The following is a 20,477-nucleotide window of genomic DNA, read 5'->3' on the forward strand; positions in this document are numbered from 1 at the left end:
AGTTCGGCTTCCGATCACGCGAGTCCGGTCTAGATCGCGTACCGCCAGGCCGTCAGGGCATGCGCCGAGAACCACGCGCCCAGGACCACCCACGCCGCCGCGGCCGCCACCGCCGTCACCGTCCGCCGCTTCGACAACCCGATCGCGATCGGGATCAGCACCGGGAAAGCAGGCAGGATGAACCGGATCTTCGCGTCCGGCAGCCCCCGCGTCCCGATCGCCAGCAACAGCACCCCGACGCCGTACAGCGTCAACGGCCACGGCACCCGGATCAACGCCGCCACCACGGCCAACGCCACCGCTCCCAGCAGCAACAACACCGTCAGCGTGCTGAACACCGACTCGTCCCCGGTCAACCGCGCCAGCACCGAATCCGCCGTCTCCGCCCCGAAATCGAACTCGGTGTTCCAGCCCCGCAACTCGATGTCCTGCCAGCCGGTCCAACTACCCGTCCGGTACGCGACGAACCCCAGGTAACCCACGACCCCCAACGGCGCGACCACCGCACCCGCCAACGCCCCCCAGCGCTTCTCCGTGCGCCGGAAGACCGCGATCAACGCCGCCACCACGACCACCGCGACCAGCACCACCGCCGTCGACCGGGACAACCCGGCCCCGAAAGCACACAACCCGGCCAGCATCCAGCGCCGCTCCAGCACCCCCACCAGCGCCCACACCGCGAACGCGCAGAACACCGCCTCCGTGTAAGCCATCGAGAACACGATCGCCATCGGCGCCCCGGCCCACAACGCCACCAGCAGCAACCCGGTCCGGTCACCCCGATCCGGCGACACCGCCCGCCCGATCCGGATCAGCCCGCACGCCAGCACGAGACCGGCGATCACCGACACCGTCAGCGCCGCGGTCACGACATCGGGCCCGAGCCACATCACCGCGCCGACCAGCTTCGGATACAGCGGGAAGAACGCCATCGGAGCGTCCGAATACGGCTGCCGCGCCGCGTCCAGCGTCCCCGGCAGATCCGCGTACCCGTGCACCGCCAGCCGCAGGTACCACTGACCGTCCCACGCGGTCAGCCGATCGGTCAGCGTCGCCCCACGCCGGGAGGCCAGCAGATCCAGCAACTGGACACTCGCCGTGCGGATCACCAGATACAGCGCGATCGCCCTTGGATAAGGCGACCAAGCCAGTCTGTCGAGAACTCTCTCGAACACACGCGCCGGACGCCCCTGCCGGGGCGCCGTCTCGGGAACGGCGGGTTGATCAAGGTCGTCGACTTCTCGAAGCACGATCAGAGTGTCCACAATGTGAGGTCATTTCGCCGTTCGATCCCGAAGATTCACAGCTCGAAAGCAGGTGGGGAAGGCCACAAGCCAGGCTTGTGGGCCCACCTCGATCTTGTGTTTCCCAGCCCCCGCCCACGGCTCCTACGGTCGGAACCATGAACGAACAGAACCTCAACGACACGGTCGCGATCATCGCCGGCGGCGCGAAGAACCTCGGCGGACTCCTCTCCACCACCCTCGGTGAGGCCGGCGCCAAGGTCGTCGTCCACTACCACGGCGACACCTCCGCGGCCGACGCCGAGAAGACCGTCGAAGCCGTCCGCGGCACAGGCGCCGAAGCCGTCGCCGTCCAAGGCGACCTGACCAGGGTCGCCGACGTCCGCCGCCTCTTCGACACCGCGATCGACAACTTCGGCCGCGCCGACATCGCGGTCAACACCACCGGCATGGTCCTGCGCAAACCGATCCTCGAAACCACCGAGGAGGAGTACGACCGCATGTTCGCGGTCAACGCGAAAGCCGCCTACTTCTTCATCCAGGAAGCCGGACGACGTCTCTCCGACAACGGCAAGATCATCAGCCTCGGCACCTCACTGCTGGCTGCCTTCACCGACGGCTACTCCACCTACGCCGGCGGCAAAGCGCCGCTGGAGCACTTCACCAGGGCCGCCGCCAAGGAGTTCGCCGACCGCGGCATCTCGGTCAACGTCGTCGCCCCCGGCCCGATGGACACCCCGTTCTTCTACCCGCAGGAAACGCCCGAACGGGTCGAGTTCCACAAGTCGCAGGCCATGGGCGGACGCCTCACGAAGATCGAGGACATCGTGCCGATCATCCGGTTCCTTGCCACCGACGGCGGCTGGTTCACGGGCCAGACGATGTTCCCGAACGGCGGCTACACCACCCGCTGACCCCTACGCTGACCGAGACGCCGCAGACCGAACACGAAGGGGAACCCCGGGGTGGGCCTGGACCTGTACAAGCTGAACCACCTCATCGCCGTCGCCGAAGAAGGCAGCTTCACCCGCGCGGCGACCCGGCTGCACCTGAGCCAGCAGGCGCTGTCGACCTCGGTGCGCACGCTCGAGCGGGAAGTCGGCGTCCCCCTGCTCGAGCGGAGCGCCACCGGCGTCACCGTCCTCCCCGCCGGACAGGCACTCATCGCCGACGCCCACCTCCTGCACGGCATCGCCGACTCCGCCGTCCAGCGCGCCCGGCGCATCGGCCGGAGCGAACCGGAACGACTCCGCGTCGGCCACACCCCCGCCGTCACCGGCGACGAGGTCACCGCCCTGCTCCGGAAGCACCAGCCCGACCCCCGGCTGATCATCGACGTCAACCAGCGCTATCCCGACGAACTCGTCTCGCAACTACTCGGCGGACAACTCGATCTCGGCCTCGGCCGCGCCCTGACCCTCGCGCACGGCCTCGTCGGCACCACCCTGATCCGGCAGCCGCTCAACGTCGCCGTCGCGGCCGGCCACCGGTTCGCCGGACGCGAGGAGCTCCAGCTGAGCGACCTCGCCGACGAGGAGATCACCGTCTGGGGACATCCAGGCCGCTCCGGGTACACCGATCTACTCGTCAATCTCTGCCGTGACGCGGGATTCGAGCCACGCGTGCACCGCAACCCCATCCAGGGAACACCACCGGTCACCGCCGTACTCGACACCGACGGCGTCGCCTTCGTGACCGCGCCGCCCGGACCGGCGGCCGGCGGCGCCGTATGCGTCCTGCGGCTGGAACCAGCGGTCCACGTCCCGCTTCAGGCCCTTTGGCCCCAGCACAGCACTTCCGACGCTCGCCAGGCCTTTCTCGCGTCTGCCCAGGGTTTCTCCTGAGGCGCACGGGCCCGTGAAGGACTCCTGGGCGGCAAGGTGGTCGTGCGTGCTGCCTGAAGTACATGAAGGACCCCTTCCTGTACCTAGGCGCAAGGATGGGGTCCTTCATGTACTCGACCTTCACGCGCTGTCGCTGTAGCGCTGAGACTCCAGGTGGTGTTCCTGCCCGCCCCCAGCCTCGGCTCGGGCCCGAGCTGAGGCCCGCATGCCATAAGGGGCCCCTTCCCTACTCTCAGGGTAGGGAAGGAGGCCTTCACGGACTTGCGATCCCGGCCCGCCCGACGTAGGCACCTAGAACACGGTTCGCTCTAACCCGAATCTCCACTCACGAGGCCTCGCCGGTTCGCCGATCATGGTGATCCAGCAGCTTCGACAGCAACTCGCTGAACTGCTTCCGCTCGCCGGGTGACAGCGGTTCCAGCAGTTCGTCCTGGCGCTCGGCCAGCTGTTTCTCCAGCCTCCGCAACTGCCGCTTCCCCGCGGTGGTCAACGAGATGACGTTGCGCCGCCGATCGGCGGGATCGGGGGCACGCTCGACCAGTTCGCGTTCGGCGAGTTCGTTGATCGTGGCGACCATCTCGCTGACGTGGATCCCACTGCGACGGCCCAGTGTCGCCTGACTGGCGGGCCCGTACTCCTCCAGCGTCGCCAGCACGCGGTAGTGGTAGCCCCGGGCGTCGACGGCGGAGAACCCGTCGGTCACCAGGCGATGGGCGTGGTTCGCGGTCTGCGTGAGCAGCCAGCTGGGCAGACCGCGCCATCGGGCAGGCGGCTCTCCGGACGAGTTCTCCATGTGACGAGTCTAACCAATCGTTGGGAGCCCGAACGATTGCAGTATCGTTCGGAGACCAAACGTTAGTCGCCTGAACGTTTAGGCGGCGAATGACTCTCCGGGAGCCAAGACCGTGATCAAGCCCTTCCGCATCGACATCCCCCAGGCCGACCTCGACGATCTCCACGACCGCCTGTCCCGCACCCGCTGGCCCAACGAGATCACCGACGCCGGCTCGGACTACGGCTTTCCACTGGCCCGCCTCAAGGAACTGGCCGAGCACTGGCGCACCGGTTACGACTGGCGCGCGCACGAAGCCGAGCTCAACGAGCTTCCGCACTTCACCACCGAGATCGAAGACCAGAACATCCACTTCGTCCACGTCCGGTCCGCGAACCCGGACGCCCTCGCGCTGATCCTCACCCACGGCTGGCCCGGTTCGTTCCTGGAGTTCCTCGACGTGATCGAGCCGCTGTCACACGACTTCCACCTGGTCATCCCGTCCATCCCCGGCTACGGATTCTCCGGCCCGACCCACGAACGCGGCTGGGACCTCACCCGGATCGCGCGAGCTTGGGCCGAGCTGATGCGCAGGCTCGGCTACGAGCGCTACGGCGCACAGGGCGGCGACTTCGGCTCGGGCATCTCGATCGCACTCGGCACGGTGGCCCCCGAACAGGTCGTCGGCGTACACGTCAACTACCTGCCGACCCGGCCGGACGCCGCTGTCGAACTGTCCGAAAAGGACGAAGCCCGGCTGGACAAGGTCCGGCGGCTGATGGCGAACCGGCCGCCGTATCAGGCACTGCAGGCCGCGACCCCGCAGACCATCGGCTACGCGCTGACCGATTCGCCGGTCGGCCAGCTGGCCTGGATCGCCGAGCGTTTCGCGCAGTGGACGGATCCCCGCTCGCCGGTCAGCGACGACCGGATGCTCACCGACATCTCCCTGTACTGGCTGACCGCGACCGCGGCCTCCTCCGCGCGACTGCACCACGAGGCCGCGCGCGGCACCGAGCCGTGCCCGGTCCCGCTCGGCGTGGCGGTGTTCCCACACGACATCACGCAGTCGGTGCGACCACTGGCCGAGCGGCTGTACGACATCCGGCACTGGTCGGAGTTCGAGCGCGGCGGGCACTTCGCCGCGATGGAAGTACCGGACCTCTTGGCCGCCGACATCCGGACTTTCTTTCTCGGCCCACCCACGTCCTAGCCGTGTTTTCTGATGGAGCTGATGATTTTTGAAGCCAGCCCCAACGTATAGGCCGTTATACACTTGAAGAAAGGTCAGCGAACGGTCGGGAGTTCCGCCGCCTCGACCGACTTCCGGTCTTCCAGGACGCGCTGCTTGGCGTTCTCGATGTGCCGGCGTATCCGAGCGGCCGTCTCGTCGGGCTCCCCCGCCACCAGGGCGTCGTACACGGCGCGATGCTCCTCCGCCGCCAGCCCGGGCGCTCCCCTGGCGGACCCGAGCTTCGCGAAGAACCTGAACCGCTGCACCTGTCCCCCGAGCGACCGGTACGCCTTCTCCAGGAACGGATTGTCCGCCTGGGCGGCGATGAGCAGGTGGAATCGTTCGTCGATGGTCCAGTACGCACTGAAGGCCGCGGTGTCCGGCGAGGTGGCCGCCCGTGCGAGGTTGTCGACGCTCTCCAAGACCTCTTCGAGGAACTCGGGCGTCGTCCGGCGGGCGGCCTCGTAGGCGAGCGCGGGTTCGAGGACCAGCCGCGCGTCCATCAGCTTGACCAGCTCGAACTCGGTGAGCAGCGGGGCGACCCGGTAGCCCTTGAGTGCCTCGCGGCGGACGAGCCCGGTGTGTTCCAGCCGCGCCAGCGCTTCCCGCAGCGGCGTCTGACTGACGTCGAGTTCCCGTGACAGCGCGCCGATGTTGACCGGCTCGCCCGCGGACCATCGGCCGTCGGTGAACTGCCCCAGCAGCACCTCGTACATCCGGTCGGCGAGCGGCTGTCGTCCGGACCTCCGCGGGGAAGTCATAGGTCCCTCCTTAGTCGCATCACGATATCCCGCACGCCGGATCGGTTCGATCTTGCCTGGCTATAGTATTGACACGAATCCTATAGTATTTCCATCAGGCAGCTTCGAACAGGAGAAACGAACCGGATGACCATGCGCGTACTCGTGACGACCTCGTATCTGAAGCCCGGCGGCGAGGTCGACAAGCTGCTCTCGGACGCGGGTTTCGACACCGTCTTCACCACCCCTGCGCAGCGCGAGGCCACCGGCACTCCCCTGGCCGACCTCGTCCGTGAGGCCGACGGGATCGTCGCGGGCACCGACGCCTTCCCCGCCGCCGTCATCGAGGCCGCGCCCAGGCTCAAGGTTTTCGGCCGCTGCGGTGTCGGTTACGACAACATCGACCTCGACGCGGCGACCCGCCATGGCGTGGCCGTCACCTACACCCCGGGCGCGAACCGCCGCTCCGTCGCCGAACACGTCCTGGCGCTCATGCTCAACTGCGCACGGCTGATCCCGCAGAACATCGCGAGCGTCCGGGAAGGTCGCTGGGAGCAGCGCAGCGGACGGGAACTCGACGGCGCCGTGCTCGGCCTGATCGGGCTGGGTTCGATCGGCAAGACCGTCGCCCGGCTGGGGCTGGCGCTCGGAATGCGGGTCGTCGCCCACGATCCGTACCCGGACCGGGACTTCCTGGCGGAGACCGGCGTCGAAGCCCGCACCTTCGACAAAGTACTGGCGGAGGCCGACTTCCTCAGCCTGCACATCTTCCTCGACGACTCCACCCGTCACCTGATCGACGCGTCCGCGCTACGGAAGGTGAAACCCGGGGCTTTCCTGATCAACACGGCACGCGGAGAAGTGGTGGACGAGGCAGCCCTCGCCGACGCGCTGGAGAACGGCGCGCTGGCGGGCGCGGCCCTGGACGTGCTCACGGAGGAGCCCTTGCCACTCGACAGCAGGCTGCGCCGGCTCGACAACGTCCTGGTCACCGCCCATATCGGCGCGGCGACGGAACAGGCCCGGTCCCGCTCCAGCCTGATGGCCACGCAGCAGGTGATCGACGTCCTGCGGGGACGCACTCCCGGCAACCTCGTCAACCCCGGATACCGCCGATGATCCTCCACAATGGACTCCAGCTCGACGCCAACCTCAAGTGGCTGTTCACGGAACTCCCCTTCGAACAGCGCTTCGACGCGGCCGCGGCCGCCGGTTTCACCGCCGTCGAGTACGCCTCGCCGTACGCCTTCCCCGCCGCCGCGCTCATCCGCCGCCTCGCCGACGCGGGACTGACCCAGATCCTCATAAACTCCCCCACCGGCGAACCCGGCTCTCCCGAACGGCTCGGTTACGCCTGCCTGCCCGGCCGTGCGGCCGAATTCCGCGCAGGAGTGGAACTCGGCCTCGAGTACGCCGTGGCCTTGGGCAGCACCTTCCTGCACTTGCCCGCCGGGATCCGGCCTGCCGGCGTCTCTCGTGATCGTGCCTTCGCCCAGTACGTCGCGAACATCGCCTGGGCGGCGGATCAAGCTCGCGGCAGCGGCATCCGGCTACTGCTGGAGGCACAGAACGAACAGGACGCTCCGGGCTTCGTCCTCGACGACCAGGCACACGCGGCAGCGGTGGCCGACGCGATCGACGAACCCCACTTGTCTCTGCTCTTCGACGTCTACCACGCCTCCATCGACGAGAAGGACGTCGTCACGGCGCTGCGAGAATTCCTGCCCCGCGCCGCCCACCTGCAGATCGCCGACTCACCCGGCCGGAGCGAACCCGGTACCGGCGGCATTCCCTGGGCCGACGTCTTCGACACCCTGCAGTCCGAGGGCTACGACGGCTGGATCGGCTGCGAGTACAAGCCCGCTACCAGCACCGAAGCAGGTCTGAACTGGATCGAGGAGCAGATCCGATGAGCCCACGTATCGCGTTGATCAGCGCCACACCCGCCGCGATCCCGCCGGCGGTGAACGCGCTGGCGGCCGGGTTCCCGCGGGCACAGCCATGGAACATCCTCGACGACCGGCTGCTGGCCGACGTCGGGGAAGACGGCCGCACGTCCGCTTTGGACGACCGGATGCGCCGCCTCATCGACTACGCGGTCACCGGCGGCGCCGACGGCGTGCTGCTCACGTGCTCGCTCTACGGCGAGGTCGCGAAGCAGGTCGACGCGCCGGTCCCGCTTCTCGCGCCCGACGAAGCGGCCTTCGACGACGCACTATCCAGCGGTCACACCCGGATCCTCGTGGTCGCCTCGCTGGCCTCGGCGCTGAGCGACTCCACGGCGCGTTTCGAGCAGGCGGCACGCGACAAGGGGATCACCGTCGAGGTCTGCGGAGTGCTCGCGCCGGACAGGCTTGTCGAAACGTGCCGGGCGCGAGCAGTCGGATGGGATCTCGTCCTGCTCGCCCAGTACTCCCTCGCCCCCGCCGCGGAAGAGCTGTCAGCCGCACTCGGCGTACCCGTCGTGTCCGGGCCTCGCAGCGCCGCGGCGAGACTGAAGGCGGTGATCGGGGAATGACCGGCACGCTCGGCGCGATCGCCGACGACTTCACCGGCGCGACCGACGCCGCCGCGGCCTTCCGCCGGGGCGGACTACGCACCCTGCTGTTCTTCGGCGTACCACCCGAAGACGAGGCGACACCACCGCACGACGCGATCGTGATCGCCCTCAAGAGCCGCGCGATCCCGGCAGGCGAAGCGGTTGCGGCGTCCTTGGAAGCGGTGCGGTGGCTGCGAAACCGGCAGGCGGAGCAGATCTACTTCAAATACTGCTCCACTTTCGACTCGACGCCGCGCGGCAACATCGGCCCGGTGCTCGACGCGCTGTCGCAGGCGTCGCCGCCCGGCGGTGTCGTGATGACCCCGAGCTCACCGGAGCACGGGCGCACGCAGTACCAGGGCCATCTCTTCGTCGGCGACACCCTGCTCGCGGAATCACCCATGCGCGACCATCCCGCGACCCCGATGACGGACTCGCATCTACCCCGGCTGCTGCGGGCGCAGACCGATACCCCGGTCACCCTGATCACGCACGACGTCGTCCGGCGCGGGGAAACCGCCGTGCGCGCGGCGATCCAGAGCGAGACCGGCTACGTGCTCGTCGACGCGCTCACCGAAGACGATCTGCGGCTGCTGGGCCGGGTCGCGGTGAACTCGCCCCTCGTCGCGGGAGCGGCAGGTCTCGCGGCCGGACTCGCCGCCGCACGAGCCTCCAGCGCTCCTCCGGTCGCCGAGGCGCCCACCCCGACCGGCCCGGCGGCCGTCCTGTCCGGAAGCTGCTCGGCACGAACGCTCGAACAGGTCGCCGTCATGACGAGTCTCGGCCGGCCCGCGTACCGGCTCGACCCGGTGGCGACACCGGATCCGGACGCCCTCGCGGCCGAAGCGCTCGCTTGGTACGACTCCCAGACCGCACCCGGACCGCTCGTCTACTCGTCGTCGAGCCCGGCGGATCTCAAGCGCACCCACCAAGAACTGGGCGTGGTGAGATCCGCCGAAATCCTGGAGAGGGCGACCGGGCTCATCGCCGTCGGGCTCGTCCAACGCGGTGTACGCCGGCTCGTGGCGGCCGGCGGCGAGACCTCCGGCGCGATCGTCACCGCACTCGACGTCCACGGCGGCGTCATCGGGGCGGAAGCCGCACCCGGCGTGCCGTGGATCCATCCCGTGGGCGACGACCGGCCCGCCCTGCTGCTCAAGTCGGGCAACTTCGGCGATCCGGACCTCCTCGCGGCGGCGTCCGGCTCATGAGTGCCGACCGGCTCCACCGCGAACGCGTCATCGCCGCGGCGCGATCCCTCTACGACCGGGGTCTCACCCACGGCCGCACAGGCAACATCTCCGTGCGCCACGGCGAGCAGATCCTCGTCACGCCCACCGGGGCCTGCCTCGGCACGGTGCGACCGGGAGATCTGTCCGTCGTCGACGCCGACGGAAACCACCTCGCCGGACCGCCACCGTCGAAGGAAGCCTTCTTCCACGCGATCGTGCTCCGGCAGCGTCCTTCCGACAACGCGGTCGTGCACACCCACTCGCCCCATTCCGCCGCCGTCTCGTGCCTGGACGGTCTCGACCCGGACGACGCCATCCCGCCACTGACCGCGTACTTCGCGATGCGGGTCGGCCGCCTCCCGCTGCTCCCCTACCACCCGCCGGGCGACCGCGGCGTCGCCGAGCCGATCGCTCGCGCCGCCGTCGACCATCCGGCGCTGCTGCTCGCCAACCACGGCCCGGTCGTCGCCGGGACGAACCTCGACACCGCCTTGGACACGCTCGAAGAACTCGAGCACACCGCGGAGATCTTCCTGCTCCTGCGAGGCCGTCCGCCCCGGCCGCTGACCGACCGTCAGCGCGACGCCCTCCACTCCCCACCCGCCCGAAGGGACACCCCATGATCAGCCTCTTCACCGCCCTCTCCGTCAAGAAGGCGCTCGACGACGTGCTGCTGCACGCGTTCACGAAGAAGCACGGCGTCGACGTCGACGTCACGTACGACCCCACCACCATCCTGGTCGAGAAGATCAAGGAGGGCGCCAAACCGGAGGTCGTGATCGCCGTCTCCGGCGCCTTCGCCGAACTCGAGGCGCTCGGCGCGGTCACCGCCGAATCCCGCGTCGTACTGGCGAAAAGCGGGATCGGCATCGCGACCGCGCCGGAACTCGACAACCCCGACATCGGCACGGTCGACGCCCTTCGCACGGCCCTCACTTCCGCGCGATCCGTCGCGTACTCCCGCAGCGGCGCGAGTGGCATCTACTTCGCCCGGCTGCTCGAAGACCTGGGCATCGCCGACGAAGTGAACGCTCGGGCCACCATCGTGGATAAGGGATTCACCGCGCTCGCCGTGACCGACGGTCGCGCCGATCTCGCGGTCCAGCAGCTCAGTGAGCTGAAGTTCGTCCCGCAGGCCCGCATCGTCGGACCGCTTCCGGACGGGGCCCAGCACTACAGCGAACTCTCGGCCGCACTCGGCCATGCGGCCCCGTCCGAAGCCGCGGACCTGCTGCGATTCCTCGCGAGCGCCGAGGCGATGACCGCTTACCACGACGCAGGCCTCGTCACCGGCGACACATCCCGGATCCGCGCGTGAACGCGATCCTGGCGCTGGTCGCGTTCATCGCCGCCATCGTCGTGTGGAACGCGATCTTCAAACGCAACATCGGCGAAGCGATGGTCGTCGGTTTCCTGGTCACCGCCGCCTTCGCGGGTACGGACTTCTTCGCCGTCGCCTGGGAAAGCCTCCTCGACGGCCTCAAGTCCGAGATCACCTTCGCCGCGCTGGCGTTCGTCTTCGTCAGCGAACTGCTCACCAGGACCGGGCTGGTGCAGCGGATGGTCGACATCCTCAGCTCGTTCCTCGGCCGCCGCCGAGGTGGTTCGGCCTACGCGGCGACTGTCGCTTCCGGACTGTTCGGCGCGGTCGCCCACAACGGCGCCGCGATCGTCGCCACGGTCGGGTCGATCACCATCCCCTGGATGAAACGGTCCAAGGCCAGTGGCGAGACCGCCGCACTGGTCCTGTCCGGAAACGCCGGTGTCGGCGCCACTTTCCCCTTCAGCGGCGCGTTCTTCATCCTCCTCGCCGCCCCGACCGTGCTGCCGGTGCTCAGCGCGGGCGACATCGTCCCGACGATCTTCGTCACCGGCGTGTGGATGGTGGGGATGCGGCTGATCATGGCCTACGTCATCGTGAAACGCCGTGGTGTGCAAGCGATGGAGCCACAGGACATCCATCCGCTGCGGGCGTCGTTCAAGGTCGGTTGGCCGTCACTGGTCGTCCTCGGCTCGATCGCCGTCCCGATCCTGCTCACCGCCCCGCCGACCGCGGACTTCGTCTCGGCTCGCATCGGCATCGACGCCCCGGACGCGATCCCGCTGCTCATCTGGCTGCCGATCGTCATGCTGCTGGTCGGCCTGCTCGTCGAACGGAAACTGCTGCCGAAGGGGCGGGCGCAGTGGTGGGATCTCTTCGGGGCGGTCGGGCCGAAGCTCGGTCTGGTCGGCGTCACGATGATCTCGGCGTTCGCCGCGTCGAACGTGCTGAAGACACTCGGCCTGGACGATCAGCTCAAGCCCTACCTGGAAGGGCTCACCGGGGTCTCCCCGCTGGTGGCCGCCATCGTGGTCGGCGTCGTCATCGTGGTCGTCGCCGGACCGCTCAACACGACGTCCACGGTCGCCGCCGTGGGCCCGGTGGCGTTCGCCGCGCTGACCGCCGCCGGCATCCCTCCGCACGTCGCCTTCGCCGCGATCCTCGTGTGGGCCTCCTCGGAGGGATGCTCACCACCGGGCGCCGCACCGCTTTACGTCGCGGCCGGCATCGCCGAGATCAACCCGGTCCGGATCTTCGTGCCGGTCGTCCTCTACTACCTGTTGCCCACCCTGCTGTTCGGCGTCCTCATGGCCGTCGGGCTGCTGTGGCTCCCTGGAGCGTGATCACCGTGTATCGGATTCTGCTGGCCGCGACCCGCGTCTGCCTCTTCGCGTTCCTCGTCGGCGGCTTCGTGGTCGTCGCCGGGCAAACCCTCGGCATCGTCGTCGGTTCCGGCCCGATCGTGACGGCCTTCGGCACCGATGTCGCCGACAGCGTCTGCGTTGTCGCTGGGATCGCGGGCATCTTGGCGTTTCTTCTGTTCTATACGCGCGAAGGGCGAGAAAACGTTCGAGACGCGGACGAATGATGGGCGTCGCCCCGGCGTATATAGCGTTATACGTCGGGGTAGGCGGGTGAGTCCCGCGAGGAGAAGGCAGATCAGATAGGCGTTGCCGATCAAGGCCTCCGCGAGGTTCCAGTCGCGCTCCGCTCCCCCGCCACCTGGAACCACGGCGACCGTCCATCCGGTGAACAGGACGGCGACCATCAGCGCCACCCCGCGGCGTCCCCGGGCGGCGAGGAAGCCGATCGCGGGCACCACCCAGACCCAGTGGTGGGTCCACGAGATCGGGCTGATCAGCAGGGAGCAACCCGCCGTCACCAGCACCGCGGCTCGGTCGTCACCCGCTCGGTGGAGGCGGTGCACGAGCCACATCGACACCGCCGCGAACGCCACGCCGCAAAGCACGATCAGCACCGTGGCCGTCCGTCCTTCCTGGCCGGTCCGCGCGACGAATCCCTGCCATGACTGGTTTCCCACCCAGCCCTTCATCTCGGCGAAATGGTCGTTGAAGATCGCCGAAGTCCAGAAGTGAACGGAGTCGGCAGGCAGGACGACCATCGCGAACGCCGTCGCGCCGAGAAAGGCCGCCAGCGCGCGTGCCGCGTCGGCGGTACGCCGCACCACCAGGAGATGGGCGATGAAGATCAGCGGGATCAGTTTGACGGCCGCGACGAACCCGATCGTGATCCCGCGCCAGCGCGAATCACGCAGGAGGACCAGGTCCGTCACCACGGCGGCCATCAGCACGAGGTTGACCTGGCCGAGGCCGATGGTCTGCCACACTGGCTGGAGCGCGAAGGCGCCGAGCAGCAGAAGCGGCAGGTGGGCCCGGTCGGCGAACGGCCGGAGCGCGAAGTAGAGCGACGGCGCGGCCGCCAATGCCAGCAGGCCCCAGCACAGCTGGGTGGGCAACGCGGTCAGCGAGGTGAACAGGAGCGCGGCGAACGGCGGATAGGTGAACGGCAGCTCCGGCGCCCATTCGGGAAGCGCCCGCAGTGGTGAATAGAGACTTTCCCCTTCCACCACGGCGAACCCGCCCGCCCGGTACACCGCCGAATCGACGCCGAGCGGCAGATCCGTGATCCACCAGCCGAGCGCCACCAAGGCGCATACGGTCATCGCTCCGCCGACGACGATCAGTGCCGGGTCGACGCGTCGCCCTCTTGACCACTCCATGGGGAAACGATCTCCGGAACCACGACGGGAAACATCGCCCCGGGGAACCGTCTTGGCGCCACTACCCCGGTACCCGCTTTGGCACCTACCCCTACTCCGGTATCAGGGCGTGGCTCCCGGCACGACGAGCCCCGCCTCGTACGCGACCATGACCGCTTGCGCGCGATCACGCACCCCGAGTTTGGCGAAAACCCGGCTGACATGGGACTTCGCCGTCTGCTCCGCGATCACCAGCGCTTCGGCGATCTCCGTGTTGGAGAGGCCGCGGGCGACCAGCCGGAGCACTTCCGTCTCACGCGCGGTCAGCTCGGCCACGAGGGCGTGACCCGCGTGCGCCGAGGCGTGGGTGCGAGTGAACTCGCCGATCAAACGCCTGGTGATCGCCGGCGCGAACAACGCGTTGCCGGCGGACACCACCCTGACCGCGGTGACCAGGTCGTCCAGCGGGGAGTCCTTCAGCAGGAAGCCGCTGGCGCCCGCCCGCAGCCCGCCGAACACGTATTCGTCGATGTCGAAGGTGGTGAGGATCAGTACGCGGACCTCTTTCCGCCCCGCGACGATCCGCCGGGTCGCCTCGATCCCGTCGAGTTCTGGCATGCGCACGTCCATCAGCACGACGTCCGGTTCGAGTTCGGCGCACAGCGCGACGGCGGTGGTCCCGTCCGCGGCCTCCCCCACCACACGCAGATCGGGCTGCGCGTCGAGCACCGCGCGGAAACTCTGCCTGACCATGGTCTGGTCGTCGGCGATGACCACCGAGATCACGGTTGCGGATGCCCCTCACGATCGAGCGGAACGGTCAGCGCGACGAGGAAACCGCCGTCCGGTCGCTCCCCCGCCTCAAGATCAGCCGCGAGCATAGCCGCCCGCTCCCGCATGCCGACCAAACCGTGTCCGCTGCCGGTCTGTTCCGTCCTTTTCGGACCGTCGCTGGGCCCGTTCTCGATGCGCAGCCGGACGGAGCCCGGCCCAGCCGCGAGTTCGACCGAGATCGGCGCCCCGGGCGCGTGCTGGATCGCGTTGCTGAGGGCTTCCTGCACGATCCGGAACACCGACAACGCGACCCCGACCGGGACGGCGTCGAGATCACCCCGCAGCTGGAGTTCGCACGCGGTGCCGGCGGCCTTCACCCCTTCCACGAGTTCGACCACCTTGCCCAGCCCTGGCTGCGGCGAAGTCGGCAGGGCGTGATCCTCGGACCGGAGCACGCCGAGCAGCCTGCGCAGCTCGGTCAGCCCTTCACGGGCGGTTCCGGCGAGGTCGGCGAACTCCTGCCAGATCTCGGCTTCGCGACCGGCTTTGGCCGGATCGGCGAACCGGAACCGCGCCGAGTCCGCACGCACCGCGAGTACGGACATGTGGTGCGCGACCACGTCGTGCAGTTCCCGCGCGATACCGGCCCGTTCTTCCAGCAGGGCCGCCCGTGCCTCCTCGGCGAGCCTGCGTTCCTGTTGTGCCACGCGTTCCTCTTCGGCGAGCCTGCGCTGCCGGACCGTGTTGCCGAGGAAGAACGCGATCCCGCCCAGCAGGACGAGCAGTGCCGCGTCACGCCAATCACCCAGGAAGGGCGTGGCGGCGCCGAACGAGATGAGCCCCGCCCAGGTCAGCTCCGCTTGATCGTTGCTCTCCCCCACCAGGTAGAAGACGAGCGCCGCCGTGAGCGCGAAGCCCGGCGCCCACGGCCAGCCCCAGGTGGCGGCGATGCCGGGCAAGGTCAGCGGGGTGCTCACGACGCCGACGATCAGCGTGCGCCATCCCCACAGCGGCGAACGCACCGCGAGCAGGCAGGGCAGCACGGTGATGATCACGTTGAACGTCTTCGCGGGCGGCGACACCGAGACGGTCGAGAACGTGACGAAACCCGCCCAGAGTCCGCATCCGACGATCGCCAGCGTACGCAGCCAGCGCAACCCCGCCGAACGCTTCGGCGGGGCGTCGGTTCCGGCGAATGCCGTGTAGCGCAGGGCATCCCACCACGCCCGCAGGCGCTGTCGGGTGATCATCAGACGTCACCCTACCTTCGGATCGCCTCATGGCACTGAGTGCCAGAACCGGCTAGGGCTCGTTTAAAGCGGCGTTCACCTTGGCGATGACGGTGTGCAGCGGTGCCGCCGTGGTCAGCACGGCCACCACCGTCTTTTCGGCGCCGTCCGCCGCGGCGGGTTCGGCCCTGAACGCGTCGATGACCAGCGCGAAGGCCTCCGCCGCGCTGGCCGCGATGTCGTCCTGCCCGCCACTGCGCAACCAGCGCCGGAGCACGTGGTTGTTGGCGGCCGCGATCGCCGCGGCGGCCACGGCCGCCCGCAGGCTCGCTGTTTCGTCGCCCTGCTCGGTGAACCGCGCCCGCAGGTAGCGGGCGAGCACCCGCTGGTAGCGGTCGACGGTCGCGACCTCCTTGTCCCGCAACGAAGGCACCGTCCGCGTCAGGGTGAACCGTTTGAGCGAGACGTCGAGTTCCGCGGCGTAGGAGTCAAGGACCAGGCCGACGGCGGCACAGGCGACCTCCACCGGGTCACGGCCGGGATCCGCGGCGGCGAAGGTCTCCTCCATCTCGGCCACGATCTCGTCGTGGTTCGCGAAGAGCACGTCGTCCTTGGCGTCGAAGTACCGGAAGAACGTCCGGCGGCCCACCCCGGCGGCGGCCGCGATCTCGTCCACCGTGGTGGCCTCGTAGCCCTTGGCCACGAACAGGTCCACGGCCGAGGCGGCGAGCGCGCGGCGCAGCCTGCGACGGCCCGCGGGAGTCGCCCCGGCCCTGGTCACCGGCGCTCGGCGCGGCGAATCGGTCATAGCGGGACGGTAGCAGCCACTTGCTAGTGGCACTGAGTGCCGTTAGGCTGACGGTGATCCCGGGGCCATCGTGTCCCTCCTCCGTCCGGAAGGCGCCGACGATGTCGCTGGACCACCAAGTGCTTCCGATCGAGTCCCGCTCGTCAGTGGAGTCGATCCGCCCCCGGGGCGACGCCTTCTACAGCCGTCTCTTCGGCTGGTCGCTGAAATGGCGTGGCACGCAGCCGTTCCTGGTGCTGGAGAACGGGATCTGCGCGGTGACCCTGCCCAAGATCAACGGCGCCCAGGTCCTCACCCGGCTCGCCGAGACCGGCTGCGAGGGCCCCGCCATGGCGGTGCTGACCCAGCAAGGCCCGCGTGTGGCCATCCTCGCCGAATCCGACGGACTGATCCCACCTCGGATCTCCCTGCCACCGCACGTCGAGGTGCTCGCCTGGGGGTCACTGCTCCCCTTGCCCGTCGACTCGGGCCGCGCCGAAGCCCACGCGGAATGGCTCTCGGCACCGGATCCCCGGCAGCGCTGGCTTCCGAGCCTGGACGCCGTCCTCGCCGGCGTCCGGCCGCGGTAACGCTCGCGGCTCACGCCGCCACCGTCCGATTCGGCCCGGCGTCACGGCCAGCGTTCGTTTGTCACGGCCGTGCGGTCAGCGCGGGGCCGATCCACCGGCGGACGAGGGTGCGCAACTGCTCGTCGGTGTGGGCCGGCGTGGACGGGTACTGCAGGAACGAGAGGAACAGCCGCATCAGCATTTCGGCGAGCCCCTCGAAGTCCGCGTCGGTCGTGACGCCCACCGCGGCCCAGTCGACGGGCACGTTCCGGAGGATCCGCGCGCCGAGCGCGAAGGACTGCGAAGAAGTGACCGCGACGGTGAAGACGTCGGCCTCGCCCGCTTTCAAGAGCAGTCCGAGGTACGGCTCGTCAGGGACCGCGCGGACGCCGAACACCACGGATTCCACCGCGACCTCGGCGGCGCTGCCGAACGAGGCCAGATGCCGTTCCATCCGCCCGGCGAACTCCTCGACCCGGTCCAGCGCGACCGCGCTGAGGATGTCGGCGAGGCTCGGGAAGTAGCGGTAGACGGTCTGCCGGGTCACGCCCGCTTCGGCGGCGACGTCGGAGAGGCTGGTCTTGGCGAGACCGACCCGGTCGATGCAGGCCGTCGCCGCGTCGACGATCCGGCGGCGAGCCTCGCGCTCGGTTCCGGGCGGGTTGCCCCGCCATCCGTGGTGCCCCATACGTCCCATCTTCCCCGAACGGAGAATCTCAGACGGTGGCAGGTGCCCTGCGCCGCACGCGGTACAGCGCGGCCAGCAGCAGACCAGCGGCCACGAAGCAGGCCAGTGTGTACGGACCGTTCCCGACCGGGGTGCCGTCTTCGGTGACGCCGTTCTCCGCGGACAGGTAGCCGGGCAAGGCGCCGAGCCAGAAAACGGCCATGCCGCCCAGGTAGACGGCGGGATAGAACCGGGTGAAGGCGGTCAACGGCTCGCCGGGACCCCGGTGCCGGACGAAGATCCAGATGCCCGCGAACCACAGCAACGCCAGCTCGACGCCGAGCACCCAGGCCTGCGCGGTCACGTTCCCGCTGAAGACGCTCGACGGGAGGCCGGCGATCGCCATACTCGGCGGCGTGAGGACACCGGCCACGGCGATGCGTGCCGCGAGCGACCACCCGCGTCGCGAACCGCCTGCCAGCCGCACCACCAGATAGGTCATGGCGCCCATCGAAACGGAGGCGAAGAGCAGCATGCTGTTCATGGGGACCGAATCCAGCGCGGGGTGATTGACGATCCGGTTGTTCCCGTTCCAGGCCCACCACGTCAGCTGCGGGCCGAGATGATCGAAGACCTCGTAGAACACCTGACAGGCGAAGGCGACCGCCACCGATCCGATCAGCGCGCCCTTGGCGCGGAAGATCCCGAGCGAGCGGACGAGTTCGTAGGCGAGCTGGCTGATCATCGGATAGAACGCCACGATGTACAGCGGCAGCCGGTCCCACATGAACTGAACGGCGAACCGGTTGTGGGCGAAGATGAATCCGTACTGCCGCTCGAGCCCGAACCACTCCGGGAAGTACAGCGGCGGTTCGATGACGAAGAGGTAGACCAGGGAAGCGCACCACAGCGCCAGGTTGGTCGAATCACCCTGACGGTGACGGCGAATCGCGTGCACCAACGCGAACACGGCGCCGCCGAGGACGAGCAGTTCCAGCAGCGGCATCGTCCAATGGGCCGCCGCCCACGGCGGGCGGATCGACAGCCAGGGTGAAACGTCGTGGCAGTCGAAGCCGAGTCCGCGGGTGACGGCTTCCGCGTCCGGCCCGCATACGGCGTTCATCGGGAGACGGCGGGCTCGGTGGCGCCTTCCGGCGAGTAGTCCGTGACCGGTGGCTCGGCCCGGGCGTCGAAGTCGAAGGGAACCCGGTGCCGTCCGAGCGCGGCCCGGACCCGGTAGCGCACGAGCCCCGCGAGCACGCGCGGGTTCGTCATCATGTCCTTCAAGGACTCGTCGAGGTTGAACACCTTCGCGAAGTGCTCGTCGACCACGTCGTCCTCGCGGGCGGCGCCGACGATGAGCCTGAACGCCGGGCCGGACACCGCCTCGAGCAGGCGGCGCTTCCACTCCCCCGCCTTTTCCGTGCCCACCGCGCAGGCGTAGCCCTGATCCCTCGCCATCGCCAGACTCCACGGCACGTTGAGCAGCTTTCGTTGCGCGGCAAGGAAACGCGCGGAGAATTGCGGGTCGAGGCGGCCGGCGCGCGCGAGGTGCTCGCGCAGCAGCAGCGCCGAACCGGCGGCGGAACTGATGCCTTGCGCGTAGAACGGGTTGAACGCGCAGATCGAGTCGCCGACGAACGCGAGGCGTTCCGGCGGGGTGCGGAGCCGGTCGTAACGGCGCCACTTGTTCCCCGTCGAGCGGGTCAGATGCACCTCGGACGTCGGGGTGGACCGCTCCATCGCGGCCGCGAACAACGGCGCCCGCACCCGGCGGGCCGACTCGACGAACGCCTCCGTGGTGCGCGGCATTTCGAGCCCCCACGAGCCCATGCACGCGATGACGCGGTTGCCCTCGATCGGGAAGAAGTTCACCAGGAACTCGTGTTCGGCCGGATGCGTGCCCTTGTCGGGGGTCGGCATGATCACCAGATGCCGCCACCACCAGGACGGGGGCCGGTCCTCGGGTGAGGGCAGGTCGTACCAGCGCGAGGTGTAGGTGACCTTGGCGTCGAGGGTCCGCACATCGGGTTCGGGCCAGCCCGCCGCCACCAGCCAAGCGCTGACGGAGGAACCGCGCCCCATCGAGTCCACCACGAAGTCGGCGTCGACGTGCTCCTCGCCGTCGCGGGTGGAGAACGCGACCCCGGTGACGGCACCCGCCCGCGTGGCCAATCCGTTGACCGCGACGCCTTCGCGGATCACGACGTTCGCCAAGGCCCGGACCTTGTCGCGCAGCACGCGTTCGATGAGGATCCGCGAGCCGTAGATCATCGTCATCGCGCTGCGTTTCCGCGCCGACCAGCCCTTCCCGTCGAGATAGGCGGCGTCCATGGACGGCATCAGATGCAGTCCGCCGGCGGCGATGAGGTCGTCTTCGAATCCGGGGAACAGCTCGCCGATCGCGCGGCGGCCGGAGTTCAGCAGGAAATGCGGATGCTTGCTCTGCGGTACCCCGCGCCGATGTTCGGCCTCGGCCGGAAGCTCGTCGCGTTCGAGCACCAGCACCTCGTCGAAGTACGGGGCGAGCGCGCCCGCGGTGCAGAGGCCGGCGGCGCTGCCACCGAGGACGACGGCGGTCTTGCCCAGTCGCATGCGGACCAACTCCCAGCGTCATTCATACACATTGACAACGCGTGTATGAATGTATGAACGACGCTGGAAGCTGTCAAGGAGAGAACCCGGGAAGACAAAGCAGGTGCCCGGTCGTGAGTGATTAGGAGGATCAGAGCCAAGGGCGACTTAGGTACGACGCGGATTCCGGCTGCGGTTGCCTGAGTACATGAAGGACCCCTTCATGTACTCA

21 protein-coding genes are annotated in these 20,477 nt (G+C 68.9%); 11 read left to right on the forward strand and 10 right to left on the reverse strand.

The genetic code is table 11. The annotated features are described in order from the left end of the window. Positions 1–29 precede the first annotated feature (29 nt). Positions 30–1,250: a hypothetical protein gene (locus ACLJO0_RS16990; RefSeq protein WP_410579479.1), complete on the reverse strand. Its 1,221-nt coding sequence runs from the start codon at positions 1,248–1,250 to the stop codon at positions 30–32. A gap of 152 nt (positions 1,251–1,402) precedes the next feature. Here ACLJO0_RS16990 and ACLJO0_RS16995 point away from each other — a divergent pair, with 152 nt between their 5' ends. Both ACLJO0_RS16995 and ACLJO0_RS17000 read left to right on the forward strand, forming a co-directional pair. Next, complete coding sequence (locus ACLJO0_RS16995; RefSeq protein WP_410579480.1) at positions 1,403–2,158, forward strand: SDR family oxidoreductase; 756 nt, start codon at positions 1,403–1,405, stop codon at positions 2,156–2,158. A 51-nt stretch (positions 2,159–2,209) separates the two neighbouring features. After that, complete coding sequence (locus ACLJO0_RS17000; protein ID WP_410579481.1) at positions 2,210–3,088, forward strand: LysR family transcriptional regulator; 879 nt, start codon at positions 2,210–2,212, stop codon at positions 3,086–3,088. Positions 3,089–3,413: 325 nt separating this feature from the next. Here ACLJO0_RS17000 and ACLJO0_RS17005 read toward each other — a convergent pair whose 3' ends face one another. Continuing rightward, on the reverse strand, positions 3,414–3,881 hold the full coding sequence (locus ACLJO0_RS17005) for a MarR family winged helix-turn-helix transcriptional regulator (protein WP_125795899.1): 468 nt from the start codon (positions 3,879–3,881) through the stop codon (positions 3,414–3,416). Between the two features lie 112 nt (positions 3,882–3,993). On the opposite strand from ACLJO0_RS17005, the gene ACLJO0_RS17010 reads away from it, so the two are divergent. Beyond that, on the forward strand, positions 3,994–5,073 hold the full coding sequence (locus ACLJO0_RS17010; RefSeq protein ID WP_410579482.1) for an epoxide hydrolase family protein: 1,080 nt from the start codon (positions 3,994–3,996) through the stop codon (positions 5,071–5,073). Between the two features lie 74 nt (positions 5,074–5,147). Here the strand turns inward: ACLJO0_RS17010 and ACLJO0_RS17015 are convergent, their stop codons facing one another. Further along, positions 5,148–5,855, reverse strand: coding sequence for a GntR family transcriptional regulator (locus ACLJO0_RS17015; protein ID WP_410579483.1), 708 nt, complete (start codon positions 5,853–5,855; stop codon positions 5,148–5,150). Positions 5,856–5,981: 126 nt separating this feature from the next. On the opposite strand from ACLJO0_RS17015, the gene ACLJO0_RS17020 reads away from it, so the two are divergent. The 7 genes from ACLJO0_RS17020 to ACLJO0_RS17050 are packed head-to-tail and all read left to right on the forward strand — an operon-like array spanning position 5,982 to position 12,269. After that, positions 5,982–6,953 (forward strand): phosphoglycerate dehydrogenase, encoded by a 972-nt coding sequence (locus tag ACLJO0_RS17020; protein WP_410579484.1) that lies wholly within the window; start codon positions 5,982–5,984, stop codon positions 6,951–6,953. Then, positions 6,950–7,747, forward strand: coding sequence for a hydroxypyruvate isomerase family protein (locus ACLJO0_RS17025; RefSeq protein ID WP_410579485.1), 798 nt, complete (start codon positions 6,950–6,952; stop codon positions 7,745–7,747). Before ACLJO0_RS17020 ends, ACLJO0_RS17025 begins: the two co-directional genes overlap by 4 nt. Next, entirely contained in the window at positions 7,744–8,352 is a 609-nt protein-coding gene (locus ACLJO0_RS17030) for a hypothetical protein (RefSeq protein ID WP_410579486.1), read from the forward strand. The genes ACLJO0_RS17025 and ACLJO0_RS17030 overlap by 4 nt, the downstream gene beginning before the upstream one ends. Then, positions 8,349–9,584 (forward strand): 3-oxo-tetronate kinase, encoded by a 1,236-nt coding sequence (gene otnK, locus ACLJO0_RS17035; protein WP_410579487.1) that lies wholly within the window; start codon positions 8,349–8,351, stop codon positions 9,582–9,584. The genes ACLJO0_RS17030 and otnK overlap by 4 nt, the downstream gene beginning before the upstream one ends. Continuing rightward, entirely contained in the window at positions 9,581–10,228 is a 648-nt protein-coding gene (gene otnC, locus ACLJO0_RS17040) for a 3-oxo-tetronate 4-phosphate decarboxylase (RefSeq protein ID WP_410579488.1), read from the forward strand. Before otnK ends, otnC begins: the two co-directional genes overlap by 4 nt. Beyond that, positions 10,225–10,923, forward strand: coding sequence for a molybdate ABC transporter substrate-binding protein (locus ACLJO0_RS17045; RefSeq protein ID WP_410579489.1), 699 nt, complete (start codon positions 10,225–10,227; stop codon positions 10,921–10,923). The genes otnC and ACLJO0_RS17045 overlap by 4 nt, the downstream gene beginning before the upstream one ends. Next, on the forward strand, positions 10,920–12,269 hold the full coding sequence (locus ACLJO0_RS17050) for a TRAP transporter large permease subunit (RefSeq protein ID WP_410579490.1): 1,350 nt from the start codon (positions 10,920–10,922) through the stop codon (positions 12,267–12,269). Before ACLJO0_RS17045 ends, ACLJO0_RS17050 begins: the two co-directional genes overlap by 4 nt. On the opposite strand, the gene ACLJO0_RS17055 is transcribed toward ACLJO0_RS17050, so the two are convergent. The 4 genes from ACLJO0_RS17055 to ACLJO0_RS17070 form a co-directional block, all read right to left on the reverse strand. Further along, on the reverse strand, positions 12,200–13,666 hold the full coding sequence (locus ACLJO0_RS17055) for a glycosyltransferase 87 family protein (protein ID WP_410579491.1): 1,467 nt from the start codon (positions 13,664–13,666) through the stop codon (positions 12,200–12,202). The genes ACLJO0_RS17050 and ACLJO0_RS17055 overlap by 70 nt on opposite strands. 102 nt (positions 13,667–13,768) lie before the next feature. After that, positions 13,769–14,431 (reverse strand): response regulator, encoded by a 663-nt coding sequence (locus tag ACLJO0_RS17060; RefSeq protein WP_410579492.1) that lies wholly within the window; start codon positions 14,429–14,431, stop codon positions 13,769–13,771. Beyond that, a complete protein-coding gene (locus tag ACLJO0_RS17065; RefSeq protein ID WP_410579493.1) occupies positions 14,428–15,669 on the reverse strand; it encodes a histidine kinase in 1,242 nt (413 codons plus the stop codon). Before ACLJO0_RS17065 ends, ACLJO0_RS17060 begins: the two co-directional genes overlap by 4 nt. Before the next feature lie 52 nt (positions 15,670–15,721). After that, on the reverse strand, positions 15,722–16,456 hold the full coding sequence (locus ACLJO0_RS17070; protein WP_410579494.1) for a TetR family transcriptional regulator: 735 nt from the start codon (positions 16,454–16,456) through the stop codon (positions 15,722–15,724). Between the two features lie 101 nt (positions 16,457–16,557). Here ACLJO0_RS17070 and ACLJO0_RS17075 point away from each other — a divergent pair, with 101 nt between their 5' ends. Then, positions 16,558–17,025 (forward strand): glycogen operon protein GlgX, encoded by a 468-nt coding sequence (locus ACLJO0_RS17075; RefSeq protein ID WP_125795914.1) that lies wholly within the window; start codon positions 16,558–16,560, stop codon positions 17,023–17,025. Between the two features lie 61 nt (positions 17,026–17,086). Here the strand turns inward: ACLJO0_RS17075 and ACLJO0_RS17080 are convergent, their stop codons facing one another. Genes ACLJO0_RS17080 through ACLJO0_RS17090 form a run of 3 tightly spaced genes read right to left on the reverse strand, consistent with a single transcriptional unit; the run spans position 17,087 to position 20,266 of the window. Further along, a complete protein-coding gene (locus tag ACLJO0_RS17080) occupies positions 17,087–17,692 on the reverse strand; it encodes a TetR/AcrR family transcriptional regulator (protein ID WP_410579495.1) in 606 nt (201 codons plus the stop codon). A 28-nt stretch (positions 17,693–17,720) separates the two neighbouring features. Next, complete coding sequence (locus ACLJO0_RS17085) at positions 17,721–18,794, reverse strand: hypothetical protein (protein ID WP_410579496.1); 1,074 nt, start codon at positions 18,792–18,794, stop codon at positions 17,721–17,723. Further along, a complete protein-coding gene (locus ACLJO0_RS17090; protein ID WP_410579497.1) occupies positions 18,791–20,266 on the reverse strand; it encodes an FAD-dependent oxidoreductase in 1,476 nt (491 codons plus the stop codon). Before ACLJO0_RS17090 ends, ACLJO0_RS17085 begins: the two co-directional genes overlap by 4 nt. Positions 20,267–20,477: the final 211 nt, after the last annotated feature.

Source organism: Amycolatopsis sp. lyj-108 (assembly GCF_046549005.1).
Classification (GTDB): Bacteria; Actinomycetota; Actinomycetes; order Mycobacteriales; family Pseudonocardiaceae; genus Amycolatopsis.

Coding starts and splice junctions, on each gene's coding strand:
- ACLJO0_RS16995 (WP_410579480.1), top strand. CDS start 1,403: ATGAACGAACAGAACCTCAACGACACGGTCGCGATCATCGCCGGCGGC.
- ACLJO0_RS17005 (WP_125795899.1), bottom strand. CDS start 3,881: ATGGAGAACTCGTCCGGAGAGCCGCCTGCCCGATGGCGCGGTCTGCCC.
- ACLJO0_RS17015 (WP_410579483.1), bottom strand. CDS start 5,855: ATGACTTCCCCGCGGAGGTCCGGACGACAGCCGCTCGCCGACCGGATG.
- ACLJO0_RS17020 (WP_410579484.1), top strand. CDS start 5,982: ATGACCATGCGCGTACTCGTGACGACCTCGTATCTGAAGCCCGGCGGC.
- ACLJO0_RS17025 (WP_410579485.1), top strand. CDS start 6,950: ATGATCCTCCACAATGGACTCCAGCTCGACGCCAACCTCAAGTGGCTG.
- ACLJO0_RS17030 (WP_410579486.1), top strand. CDS start 7,744: ATGAGCCCACGTATCGCGTTGATCAGCGCCACACCCGCCGCGATCCCG.
- otnK (WP_410579487.1), top strand. CDS start 8,349: ATGACCGGCACGCTCGGCGCGATCGCCGACGACTTCACCGGCGCGACC.
- otnC (WP_410579488.1), top strand. CDS start 9,581: ATGAGTGCCGACCGGCTCCACCGCGAACGCGTCATCGCCGCGGCGCGA.
- ACLJO0_RS17045 (WP_410579489.1), top strand. CDS start 10,225: ATGATCAGCCTCTTCACCGCCCTCTCCGTCAAGAAGGCGCTCGACGAC.
- ACLJO0_RS17055 (WP_410579491.1), bottom strand. CDS start 13,666: ATGGAGTGGTCAAGAGGGCGACGCGTCGACCCGGCACTGATCGTCGTC.
- ACLJO0_RS17065 (WP_410579493.1), bottom strand. CDS start 15,669: ATGATCACCCGACAGCGCCTGCGGGCGTGGTGGGATGCCCTGCGCTAC.
- ACLJO0_RS17070 (WP_410579494.1), bottom strand. CDS start 16,456: ATGACCGATTCGCCGCGCCGAGCGCCGGTGACCAGGGCCGGGGCGACT.
- ACLJO0_RS17075 (WP_125795914.1), top strand. CDS start 16,558: ATGTCGCTGGACCACCAAGTGCTTCCGATCGAGTCCCGCTCGTCAGTG.
- ACLJO0_RS17080 (WP_410579495.1), bottom strand. CDS start 17,692: ATGGGGCACCACGGATGGCGGGGCAACCCGCCCGGAACCGAGCGCGAG.
- ACLJO0_RS17085 (WP_410579496.1), bottom strand. CDS start 18,794: ATGAACGCCGTATGCGGGCCGGACGCGGAAGCCGTCACCCGCGGACTC.
- ACLJO0_RS17090 (WP_410579497.1), bottom strand. CDS start 20,266: ATGCGACTGGGCAAGACCGCCGTCGTCCTCGGTGGCAGCGCCGCCGGC.